Origin of the sequence: Kluyvera ascorbata, assembly GCF_023195735.1 — a bacterium.
GTDB classification, from domain to species: Bacteria; Pseudomonadota; Gammaproteobacteria; order Enterobacterales; family Enterobacteriaceae; genus Kluyvera; species Kluyvera ascorbata.
On sequence record NZ_CP096201.1, the window covers coordinates 4,910,633 to 4,922,396 of the forward strand.

9 protein-coding genes are annotated in these 11,764 nt (G+C 57.0%); 6 read left to right on the plus strand and 3 right to left on the minus strand.

The features are described 5' to 3' along the window. Nucleotides 1-104: 104 nt before the first annotated feature. The 3 genes from argE (at nt 105) to MY052_RS23480 (ending at nt 5,214) form a co-directional block, all read left to right on the plus strand. Nucleotides 105-1,256, plus strand: a complete 1,152-nt coding sequence (gene argE, locus MY052_RS23470) for an acetylornithine deacetylase (RefSeq protein ID WP_248537953.1) — start codon at nt 105-107, stop codon at nt 1,254-1,256. 301 nt (nt 1,257-1,557) lie between these two features. After that, nucleotides 1,558-4,209: a phosphoenolpyruvate carboxylase gene (gene ppc / locus MY052_RS23475; RefSeq protein WP_123651636.1), complete on the plus strand. Its 2,652-nt coding sequence runs from the start codon at nt 1,558-1,560 to the stop codon at nt 4,207-4,209. A 165-nt stretch (nt 4,210-4,374) separates the two neighbouring features. Then, on the plus strand, nt 4,375-5,214 hold the full coding sequence (locus MY052_RS23480; RefSeq protein ID WP_115073652.1) for a helix-turn-helix transcriptional regulator: 840 nt from the start codon (nt 4,375-4,377) through the stop codon (nt 5,212-5,214). Here MY052_RS23480 and MY052_RS23485 read toward each other — a convergent pair. From MY052_RS23485 to MY052_RS23495, 3 genes are all read right to left on the minus strand, one after another. After that, nucleotides 5,201-5,557: a PTS fructose-like transporter subunit IIB gene (locus tag MY052_RS23485; protein ID WP_115073653.1), complete on the minus strand. Its 357-nt coding sequence runs from the start codon at nt 5,555-5,557 to the stop codon at nt 5,201-5,203. The two genes, MY052_RS23480 and MY052_RS23485, sit on opposite strands and share 14 nt — an antisense overlap. Before the next feature lie 92 nt (nt 5,558-5,649). Continuing rightward, nucleotides 5,650-5,970, minus strand: coding sequence for a PTS fructose-like transporter subunit IIB (locus MY052_RS23490; RefSeq protein ID WP_035897728.1), 321 nt, complete (start codon nt 5,968-5,970; stop codon nt 5,650-5,652). Nucleotides 5,971-5,988: 18 nt separating this feature from the next. After that, nucleotides 5,989-7,068: a PTS fructose transporter subunit EIIC gene (locus MY052_RS23495; RefSeq protein WP_123651633.1), complete on the minus strand. Its 1,080-nt coding sequence runs from the start codon at nt 7,066-7,068 to the stop codon at nt 5,989-5,991. A gap of 311 nt (nt 7,069-7,379) precedes the next feature. Here MY052_RS23495 and ptsP point away from each other — a divergent pair, with 311 nt between their 5' ends. The 3 genes from ptsP to gldA are packed head-to-tail and all read left to right on the plus strand — an operon-like array spanning nt 7,380 to nt 11,668. After that, on the plus strand, nt 7,380-9,881 hold the full coding sequence (gene ptsP / locus MY052_RS23500) for a phosphoenolpyruvate--protein phosphotransferase (protein WP_248537954.1): 2,502 nt from the start codon (nt 7,380-7,382) through the stop codon (nt 9,879-9,881). An 11-nt stretch (nt 9,882-9,892) separates the two neighbouring features. Then, nucleotides 9,893-10,555 (plus strand): fructose-6-phosphate aldolase, encoded by a 663-nt coding sequence (gene fsa / locus MY052_RS23505; protein WP_248537955.1) that lies wholly within the window; start codon nt 9,893-9,895, stop codon nt 10,553-10,555. 9 nt (nt 10,556-10,564) lie between these two features. Further along, nucleotides 10,565-11,668: a bifunctional L-1,2-propanediol dehydrogenase/glycerol dehydrogenase gene (gene gldA / locus MY052_RS23510; RefSeq protein WP_115073656.1), complete on the plus strand. Its 1,104-nt coding sequence runs from the start codon at nt 10,565-10,567 to the stop codon at nt 11,666-11,668. Nucleotides 11,669-11,764 lie beyond the last annotated feature (96 nt).

The following is an 11,764-nucleotide window of genomic DNA, read 5'->3' on the forward strand; positions in this document are numbered from 1 at the left end:
TTCACCCTACCGTTGGTGGGTTTTCTTACGCCTAATGATAATGTATTTTTATTCACAAATACTGCATGAATATTGATACTATCATGACCCGAGGTGTGTCAACAATGAAAAACAATTTACCCCCATTTATCGAGATTTACCGTGCGTTGATCGGCACTCCTTCCATCAGCGCAACCGAAGAAGCGCTCGATCAGAGCAATGCGTCTTTAATCACTCTGCTTGCTGACTGGTTCTCCTCGTTAGGCTTCAATGTCGAGGTACAGCCGGTTCCCGGCACGCGCAATAAATTCAACCTGCTGGCCAGCACCGGACACGGCGCAGGCGGGCTGCTGCTCGCCGGCCATACCGATACCGTGCCGTTTGACGACGGACGCTGGACCCGCGATCCGTTCACCCTCACCGAGCACGACAACAAGCTCTACGGTCTGGGTACCGCCGACATGAAAGGCTTCTTCGCCTTTATTCTGGATGCGCTGCGTGATGTTGACGTGACGACGCTTAAAAAACCGCTCTATATCCTGGCAACCGCCGATGAAGAGACCAGCATGGCGGGCGCCCGCTACTTCTCTGAATCCACAGCGCTTCGCCCGGACTGCGCCATCATCGGTGAACCTACCTCACTGCAACCGGTACGCGCGCATAAAGGCCATATGTCGAACGCCATTCGCGTGATGGGCCAGTCCGGCCACTCCAGCGACCCAGCGCGCGGCGTCAACGCCATTGAGATCATGCACGACGCCATTGGCCGCGTGATGCGGCTGCGCGACTCGCTGAAAGAGCGCTATCACTACGAAGCATTTACCGTACCGTATCCAACGCTCAACCTCGGCGCGATCCACGGCGGCGACGCCTCCAACCGCATCTGTGCCTGCTGCGAGCTGCATATGGATATTCGCCCATTGCCTGGCATGACCCTGAACGATCTCAACGGTCTGCTGGATGAAGCGCTGGAGCCGGTAAGCGCACAATGGCCGGGACGCTTGACGGTGAGCGAGCTGCATCCGCCAATTCCAGGCTACGAATGCCCGCCAGACCACCAACTGGTCGAGGTGCTGGAAAAACTGCTCGGTACGAAGACCGAAGTGGTGAACTACTGCACCGAAGCACCGTTTATCCAGACCCTGTGTCCGACCATCGTCTTAGGCCCAGGCTCAATTAATCAGGCGCACCAGCCGGATGAATACCTGGAAACGCGCTTTATTAAGCCGACGCGCGAGTTAATTACCCAGGTCGTGCATCACTTCTGCTGGCATTAATGTGTTCTGCCCGGTGGCGCTACGCTTACCGGGCCTACCCCCACCCGTAGGCCGGATAAGCGCAGCGCCATCCGGCATCTCTAAGCCGCGATCTCCTTCACATTTTCATAAGCATTTCTTATCTGGCACGATACGAATTAACTTTCATAAATTGTCGCGATTTATTCGTTTGCTGAAGCGATTTCGCAGCAATTGACGTACGGGTTTTTACGTGGCTTTATAAAAGAGGTGTCTTTATCTCGCCCTTACGTTCCAGGGGTTGGGATATAACAAAATAAAATGAGATGGGGTGTCTGGGTTAATGAACGAACAATATTCCGCGTTGCGTAGTAATGTCAGTATGCTCGGTAAAGTGCTAGGCGATACCATCAAGGATGCGCTTGGTGAGAACATTCTTGACCGTGTAGAAACGATCCGTAAGTTGTCCAAATCTTCTCGTGCGGGCAACGAAGCCAATCGCCAGGAGCTGCTCACCACGCTGCAGAACCTGTCCAACGATGAGCTGCTGCCGGTCGCCCGCGCGTTCAGTCAGTTCCTGAACCTGGCCAACACCGCCGAGCAGTACCACAGCATTTCGCCAAAAGGCGAAGCGGCAAGCAACCCGGAAGTGATTGCTCGTACCCTGCGTAAACTCAAAGACCAACCTAATCTCAACGAAACTATCATCAAAAAAGCCGTTGAATCCCTGTCGCTGGAGCTGGTACTCACCGCGCACCCAACCGAAATCACGCGTCGTACCCTGATTCACAAAATGGGTGAGATCAACAACTGCTTAAAGCAGCTCGATAACACCGATATCGCCGACTACGAACGCAACCAGGTGATGCGCCGACTGCGCCAGCTGATTGCCCAGTCCTGGCACACCGATGAAATTCGTAAGCATCGTCCAAGCCCGGTTGATGAGGCCAAATGGGGCTTTGCGGTGGTGGAAAACAGCCTGTGGGAAGGCGTACCCAACTACCTGCGCGAACTGAATGAACAGCTGGAAGAGAACCTCGGTTACCAGCTACCGGTCGATTTCGTGCCGGTACGCTTTACCTCCTGGATGGGCGGCGACCGCGACGGCAACCCGAACGTCACCGCAGAAATCACCCGCCACGTGCTGCTGCTCAGCCGCTGGAAAGCGACCGACCTGTTCCTGAAAGATATTCAGATCCTGATTTCTGAGCTGTCGATGGTCGAGTGTACCGACGAACTGCGCGAGCTGGTTGGTGAAGCCGGTGCAACCGAGCCGTACCGCTTCCTGATGAAAAACCTGCGTACCCGCCTGCTGTCAACCCAAGCCTGGCTGGAAGCGCGCCTGAAAGGCGAGCGTCTACCGAAACCGGCGGGCCTTATCAGCCAGAACGAACAGCTGTGGGAACCGCTGTACGCCTGCTATAAATCGCTGCAGGCCTGCGGGATGGGCATTATCGCCAACGGCGAACTGCTCGATACCCTGCGTCGCGTGAAGTGTTTTGGCGTGCCGCTGGTGCGTATCGACGTGCGTCAGGAAAGCACCCGCCACACCGAAGCTCTGGGCGAGCTGACTCGCTATCTGGGCATCGGCGACTACGAAAGCTGGTCAGAAGCCGACAAGCAGGCCTTCCTGATCCGCGAACTGAATTCCAAACGTCCGCTTCTCCCGCGTAGCTGGGAGCCAAGCAACGAAACCCGCGAAGTTCTTAATACCTGTAAAGCGATTGTCGATGCCCCTGTCGGCTCAGTCGCCGCCTACGTTATCTCAATGGCAAAAACGCCGTCTGACGTGCTGGCGGTTCATCTGCTGCTGAAAGAAGCGGGCATTACCTTCGCACTGCCGGTTGCTCCGCTGTTCGAAACCCTCGACGACCTGAACAACGCCGACGACGTCATGACCCAGCTTCTGGGCATCGACTGGTACCGCGGATTTATTCAGGGCAAACAGATGGTGATGATTGGCTATTCCGACTCCGCAAAAGATGCGGGCGTCATGGCGGCATCCTGGGCGCAGTACCAGGCGCAAGATGCTCTGATCAAAACCTGTGAGAAAGCGGGCATCGAGCTGACGCTGTTCCACGGTCGTGGTGGCTCCATTGGCCGCGGTGGCGCACCGGCTCACGCTGCGCTGCTCTCTCAGCCTCCGGGAAGCCTGAAAGGTGGCCTGCGCGTGACCGAACAGGGCGAGATGATCCGCTTCAAATACGGTCTGCCGGAAATCACCGTCAGCAGCCTGTCGCTGTACACCAGCGCCATTCTGGAAGCGAACCTGCTGCCACCGCCGGAACCAAAAGAAGAGTGGCGCGGCATCATGGACGAACTGTCGGATATCTCCTGCGAGATGTACCGCGGCTACGTGCGTGAAAACAAAGATTTCGTGCCGTACTTCCGTTCCGCTACGCCGGAGCAGGAACTGGGCAAACTGCCATTGGGTTCACGTCCGGCAAAACGTCGCGCAACCGGCGGCGTTGAATCCCTGCGTGCAATTCCATGGATCTTTGCCTGGACGCAGAACCGTCTGATGCTGCCAGCCTGGCTGGGTGCCGGTGCCGCGCTGCAAAAAGTGGTTGAAGATGGCAAACAGAGCAAGCTGGAGGCCATGTGTCGCGACTGGCCGTTCTTCTCAACCCGCCTGGGCATGCTGGAGATGGTCTACTCGAAAGCTGACCTGTGGCTGGCGGAATACTACGATCAGCGTCTGGTGAAAAAAGAGCTGTGGGGTCTGGGTACCGAACTGCGCGACCAGCTGGAAGCCGACATCAAAGTGGTGCTGGATATCGCAAACGATGCGCACCTGATGGCCGACCTGCCGTGGATTGCCGAGTCTATCCAGCTACGTAACGTCTACACCGACCCGCTGAACGTTCTGCAGGCCGAACTGCTGCACCGTTCGCGTAAAGCGGAAGAAGAAGGCCAGGAACCAAACCATAACGTTGAGCAAGCGCTGATGGTCACCATCGCGGGCGTTGCTGCGGGTATGCGTAACACAGGTTAATCTCTCCCCCATGTAGCCCGGCCGAGCGAAGCGACGCCGGGAATATGTACAGTGCGGCTCCGGCGTCGGCCGGTCGACCTGCACGCCAAAAGGCCATATTCTTTGTGGCCTTTTTTTATCCTCTCGGTTAAGGTTTCTTCGTTGTTCACTACGACAGGGATCCCCATGCATTCCGACATCAACCCACTGCTTTCCCACATCGCCTCAGGTATCACGCCGCTGCAAAAAATCTGGTTTGCCGGGAATCACTCGCCGGTGCCGGAGATGGCTTTTCAGGTCGATTTTCCCCGGCTGGAGATCCTGCTTGAAGGGCAGCTCACCGACGCTGCGCTGGGTGAGTCCATGCAGGCACTGGATGCACTCTACGTTCCAGCTGGCGGCTGGAATTTCCCACAGTGGCAGAGCCCGGTCACCACGTTAAGCATTCTGTTTGGCAAACAGCAGTTGGGGTTTAGCGTGCAGCAATGGGATGGGCAGCAGTTGAAAAACATGGCTAAGCAGCACGTCGCCCGACGAGGCCCGCGCGTCGGCTCTTTCCTGCTGCAAACCATGAGTGAAATTCAGATGCAGCCGCAGGAACAGCAAACCGCCCGCCTGATAGCCACCAGTCTGATTAGCCACTGTGCCGATCTGCTCAGCAGCCAAATCCAGACCGCATCGCGCAGCCAGGCGCTGTTCGACGCCATTCGCGAATATATCGATAGCCACTTTGCCGAACCGCTGACCCGTGAATCAGTCGCCCAGGCGTTCTACATCTCCCCCAACTATCTGTCGCACCTGTTCCAGAAAAGCGGGGTGATGGGGTTTAACGAATACCTCAACCACACGCGACTGGAACACGCCAGACGGTTGTTGAAGGGCTACGACCTGAAGGTCAAAGAGATTGCCCACGCCTGTGGGTTTGTCGACAGCAACTACTTCTGCCGTCTATTTCGTAAAAATACCGACCGCTCACCGTCAGAGTACCGTCGCCAGTACCACAGCCAGCTGACTACGACAGAATAATATGCGTGTGCTGCGGCGCGGAAAGCAGCTTGCGCACCGCGGTCATGACCTTCTGCGGCTCGCGTAAAAAGGCGCTAATCCCAGACTGCACGTAGCGGCTCTGGGTAAAACGGTCTGCACCGTTCAGCTCAATATCGGTAATCAGGAGCACCGCGTCTGCACGGCGGATATCCTCTTCCGTCAGCGCATTTTCAATGCCGAGCGCACCTTGCGTTTCTATCTTTATCGTCCACTTTTCCTGCTGACAGAGTTTTTCCAGACGTTCCGCCGCCATATACGTGTGGGCAACCCCACTGACGCAGGCCGTTACTGCCACTAGCATTCTTCCGCTCGTTACCGTCATCGTCTCCTCCTTGCAGAAAACAAACGCTGGCGGGCGCAAAAAATCCTTTCGCGCCCGCCAGTTGCTGAGTTTCTATTGTATCGGGGTCAAACTTACGCGCTTTGCGCTAAGTGTGCCTCGATCTTATTCATAATAGCGTCGGCGCGTTTAACCGCATCGCTAATATTAACCCGCACGATGGTTTTCCCTGTAAAACGCTCTTCGGCCTTAATGCCGATGTCTTTGGTCAGAATCACCATGTCGGCTGCGGCTACATCGCTCGCCGTCAGCTCATTTTCCTGACCAATTGACCCCTGCGTTTCTACCTTCACGTTCCAGCCTTTCGATTTTGCCGCACTCTCCAGCGCTTCCGCTGCCATATAAGTGTGTGCTACACCGGAAGGACAAGCTGTTACCGCAATAATATTGGTCATAATCTTCTACCTTCTCAATTAGTTAATTTCAAAATCTAAATCTAAGTCGTCTTCTTTTTCGACAACCGCTTTTTTGTTCTTACGCGCCAGGCTTTTCAGGACGTTGACGCTAACCGCCGTCACTACCGCACCAACCACAATCGCTAGCAGGTAGCCCAGCTTGCCTTCAACCACCGGCAGGACAATCAAGCCGCCCCACCCGGCGTAGCACTGTGCCCCCATCAGCGCGGCGGTGACGGTGCCGCAGACGGAACCCAGCATAATGGAAGGGATGACGCGCAGCGGGTCGGCCGCCGCGAACGGAATCGCCCCTTCAGTTACCCCTACACAGCCCATGACCAGCGCGGCTTTCCCCGCTTCACGCTCTTCATTGTTAAAGTTTTTACGGTTAATCAGCGTTGCCAGCCCCAGCCCCAGCGGCGGAACGCAGATGCCGACGGCGGCAATCGCCACCACGGTATAGACGCCCTGAGAAACGCAGATCAGCATGAAAGCGTAGGCCACTTTATTCACCGGGCCGCCCATATCGAACGCCAGCATCAGGCCCATAATCACCGCCAGCACCACGATGCTGCCAGCCTGCATGCCTTGCAGCCACTGCGTCAGGCTGGAGGTCAGCAGACCCACCGGCTCGCCCAGCCCCCACATCATGACGCCCGCGGTAATAAAGGTGCCGACGATAGGAATCACGAAGATAGGCATCACCGAGCGCAGCACTTTGTGCACCGGAATTTTCTTCAGGTAGTAGACCACGATGCCGCCAATAATCCCGGCAATCAGCGCGCCGAAGAAGCCCGCACCAAAGCTATTACCCACCCATGCGCCGATGGCGCAAGGCGCCAGCGCAGAACGTTCAGCAATGGAGTAACCAATGTAGGCGGCCAGGAACGGTACCATCAGCGTCAGGCCCGCGACGCCAATATCAAATAGCTTTTTCAGGTTAGGGTCGGTTGCTACATCAGGTACGGCCCCTTTGCCGTACAGCATGACGGAGACGGCCAGTAAAATGCCGCCTGCAACAACAAACGGGATCATGTGCGACACGCCAGTCATTAAATGCTGACGGGTGTTTTTGAGTATTTGCACCAATTCTTTCATCAGTCGCTCCTGGGCTTCTTTGGCCCATGTCTATTAGGGTGTTGTGGCAAACAATAGGCAATTGGCGGCGGGACAGACAGTGGATAAAAAGTGCATTTACTGGATTTTTGTAATATCAGAAGAAAAATGCGAGCGACCTCAAAGTTAGCGCAACAACGTGGAAAATACACCAGGCGAGCAACCTGTGAGGTTGCTCGCATTTTCCAGCAGACCATACATTTGTCCAGTTTTTGACATAAATGTCAGATAGCATGGCCCTTCACAAGCCCCCTATTCTGTTACCCATATCGAATGATTTGGGAGAGAAGGTTATGGCATTGGTTGTTGAATTTGTCTGTGAATTACCGAACGGCGTCCACGCCCGCCCGGCCAGTCACGTAGAGACGCTGTGCAACACATTTAGCTGCGATATTGAGTGGCATAACCTGCGCACGGACCGTAAGGGCAATGCTAAAAGCGCGCTGGCGATTATCGGCACCGATACGCTGTCGGGCGATAGCTGCCGCCTGCTGCTGAACGGTGCGGATGAACAGAGCGCGCATCAACGCCTCTCCGCCTGGCTGAAAGAGGAGTTTCCCCTGTGCGATGCGCCGCTGGCGCAGGTTGCCAACGTAGAGCAGGAGGCACTGCCGGAGTCCTTAACTCGCCTCAACCCGACGCTATTTCGCGCGCTGCCGGTCTGCAACGGCAGCGCGGGTGGCGTGCTCACTCGCCTTGCGGCGCTGGATCTCAACAACCTCGGTGAACTGCCGCCCGCCAAAAGCGCAGAGCAAGAACAAGCAGCGCTGGATAGTGGCCTGACGCGGCTGGTCAGAACGCTGGAACTGCGGCTGTTAGACAACGACAGTACCGCCAGCGCCATCCTGGAAGCGCACCGTTCGCTCGCCACCGATACCTCGCTGCGCCAGCATTTACTGGCAGGCGTGAATAACGGTCTGAGCTGCGCGCAGGCCATCGTTGAGAGCGCCAACCACTTCTGCGCCGAATTTGCCCGCTCCAGCAGCAGCTATTTACAAGAGCGCGCGCTGGACGTGCGCGACGTCGGCTTCCAGCTGCTGCAGCATATTTATGGTGAAGACCGCTTCCCGGCACCGGGCCAGCTTACCCAGCCGTCCATCTGCGTTGCGGAAGAATTGACCCCAAGCCAGTTCCTCGAACTGGACAAAACCCTGCTCAAAGGCCTGCTGCTGCAAAGCGGCGGCACCACCTCGCACACGGTCATTCTCGCTCGCTCCTTTAATATTCCAACTCTCGTTGGCGTGGAGATCGAAGCGCTGACGCCGTGGCAGAACCAGCCGGTTTATCTCGATGGCAACGCGGGCGCGGTGATTGTTGCCCCAACGGAGGCCATCTCCCGTTACTACCAGCAGGAAGCACGCGTACAGGCCGCCATTCGCGAACAGCAAAGCGTGTGGCTACGTAAAGAAGCGCGCACCGCCGACGGCATTCGTCTGGAAGTTGCCGCCAACATTGCCCACTCCGTTGAAGCACTGGCGGCCTTTGGCAACGGCGCGGAAGCCGTCGGCCTGTTCCGCACCGAAATGCTCTATATGGACAGAGCCAGTGAACCGAGCGAAAGCGAGCTGTATAACATTTTCTGCCAGGCGCTGGAGTCCGCCGAAGGGCGTAGCATTATTATCCGTACCATGGACATCGGCGGCGATAAGCCGGTGGATTACCTCAACATTCCGGCAGAGAACAACCCGTTCCTTGGCTACCGTGCGGTACGCATTTATGAAGAGTACTCCACACTGTTCACCACCCAGCTGCGCGCGATTCTCCGCGCCTCCGCCCACGGCAGCCTGAAAATCATGATTCCGATGATCTCCTCCATGGAAGAGATTTTATGGGTCAAAGAGAAGGTGGCCGAAGCTAAACAGCAGTTGCGCAGCGAACACGTGCCGTTTGATGAGCGCATTCCGCTGGGCATCATGCTGGAAGTACCGTCGGTGATGTTCATCATCGATCAGTGCTGTGAAGAAATTGATTTCTTCAGTATCGGCAGCAACGACCTGACCCAGTATCTACTGGCGGTTGACCGCGATAACGCCAAAGTGACTCGCCACTACAACAGTCTGAATCCGGCCTTCCTGCGCGCCCTCGATTTCGCCGTGCAGGCGGTGCATCGCCAGGGGAAATGGATTGGCCTGTGCGGCGAGCTGGGCGCTAAAGGCTCGGTACTGCCGCTGCTGGTTGGGCTCGGAATGGACGAAATCAGCATGAGCGCGCCGTCGATTCCGGCGACCAAAGCGCGTCTGGCGCAGCTCGACAGCCGCGCCTGCCGTCAGTTGCTCAACCAGGCAATGGCCTGCCGTACGTCGTTGGAAGTGGAGCATCTGCTCGCCCAGTTCCGCATGAGTCAGCAGGACGCCCCGCTGATTACCCCGCGCTGCATTTCGCTCGACAACGACTGGCGCAGCAAAGAAGAGGTCATCAAAGGGATGACCGACAACCTGCTGCTCGCCGGACGCTGCCGTTACCCGCGCAAGCTGGAAGCCGACCTGTGGGCGCGAGAAGCGGTCTTCTCCACCGGACTGGGTTTCAGCTTCGCCATTCCGCACAGCAAGTCTGAACATATTGAGCAGTCGACCATCAGCGTCGCCCGCCTGCCCGCACCGGTGGCCTGGGGCGATGACGAGGCGCAGTTCATCATTATGCTGACGCTGAACAAACATGCCGCCGGAGACCAGCATATGCGCATCTTCTCGCGCCTGGCCCGCCGCATCATGCATGAAGAATTCCGCAGCGCTCTGGTTAACGCCGCCTCTGCCGACGCTATCGCCAGCCTGCTGCAACACGAACTGGAACTTTAAGAGGAAATAGCATGGAACTGTATCTGGATACCGCCAACGTGCAGGAAGTGGAACGTCTGGCCCGAATTTTCCCGATTGTCGGTGTCACCACCAACCCGAGCATTGTGGCCGCCAGCCGCGAATCCATCTGGGACGTGCTGCCGCGACTGAAAAAAGCCGTGGGCGAAAACGGCACCCTGTTTGCCCAGACCATGAGCCGCACCGCCGAAGGCATGGTCGCCGACGCGCGTAAGCTGAATGACGCGGTGCCGGGAATTGTGGTGAAGGTTCCGGTCACCGCCGAAGGTCTTGCGGCCATTAAGCTCCTGAAAACAGAAGGTATCCCAACGCTTGGCACCGCCGTCTACAGTGCCTCTCAGGGGCTACTGGCGGCGCTGGCAGGTGCAAAATACGTTGCGCCATACGTCAACCGCGTTGATGCACAGGGCGGGGACGGTATTCGTATGGTTCAGGAGCTGCAATCATTGCTGGAACTGCACGCCCCGGAGAGCAAAGTGCTGGCCGCCAGTTTCAAAACCCCGCGCCAGGCGTTGGACTGTTTATTGGCTGGATGTGAAGCCATCACACTTCCTTTAGATGTAGCGCAACAAATGCTCGGCACTCCCGCAGTAGAGTCAGCTATAGAGAAGTTTGAGCAAGACTGGAAAAACGCATTTGGTAATCTGAACCTGTAGGAGAAATGTATGGATCGCATTATTCAATCACCAGGTAAGTATATTCAGGGTGCAGACGTGATCACACGTCTTGGTGACTACCTGAAACCAATGGCCAATAGCTGGCTGGTCGTCGGTGATAAGTTCGTGCTGGGATTTGCCGAAGAGACGCTGCGTAAAAGCCTGACCGGCGCAGGCTTGTCCGTTGAAATCGCGCCGTTCGGCGGCGAGTGCTCGCAGAACGAAGTTAACCGTCTGCAAGACGTGGCAAACAGCGCAAAATGCAGCGCCATTTTAGGCATCGGCGGTGGGAAAACGCTGGATACCGCTAAAGCGCTGGCCCACTTTATGAATCTGCCGGTCGCGATTGTTCCCACCATCGCCTCTACCGATGCACCGTGCAGCGCGCTCTCCGTTCTGTATACCGATGACGGTGAATTCGACCGCTATCTGATGCTGCCGCATAACCCGAACATGGTTATCGTCGACACCAAAATTGTCGCCGGAGCCCCAGCGCGTCTGCTGGCAGCCGGTATTGGCGATGCGCTGGCCACCTGGTTTGAAGCACGCGCCTGCTCACGCAGCGGCGCCACCACCATGGCCGGCGGCAAATGCACCCAAGCCGCGCTGGCGCTGGCCGAGCTGTGCTACAACACGCTAATTGAAGAAGGCGAAAAAGCAATGCTGGCCGCCGAGCAGCACGTGGTGACTCCAGCGTTGGAGCGCGTGATTGAGGCCAACACCTATCTGAGCGGCGTCGGCTTTGAGAGCGGTGGTCTGGCCGCTGCACACGCCATCCACAACGGCATGACGGCGATTCCGGACGCGCATCATTATTACCATGGTGAGAAAGTCGCGTTTGGTACGCTGACTCAGCTGGTTCTGGAAAACGCCTCGGTGGAAGAAATTGAAACCGTTGCCGCCCTGTGCCACAGCGTCGGCCTGCCGATCACCCTGGCGCAGCTGGATATCAAAGAAGATATTCCGGCGAAAATGCGCCTGGTCGCGGAAGCGGCCTGCGCCGAAGGGGAAACCATCCACAACATGCCTGGCGGCGCGGACCCTGACCGCGTTTACGCGGCGCTGTTGGTGGCCGATCAGTATGGGCAGCGTTTTCTGCACGAGTGGGAGTAATGAAATAAAGTAGCCCGGCCGAACGAAGTGACGCCGGGATCTCCCCGGAGTCGCCGCTAACGCGTCTCGTCCGGGCTACCTTAAGCCCACAAACAA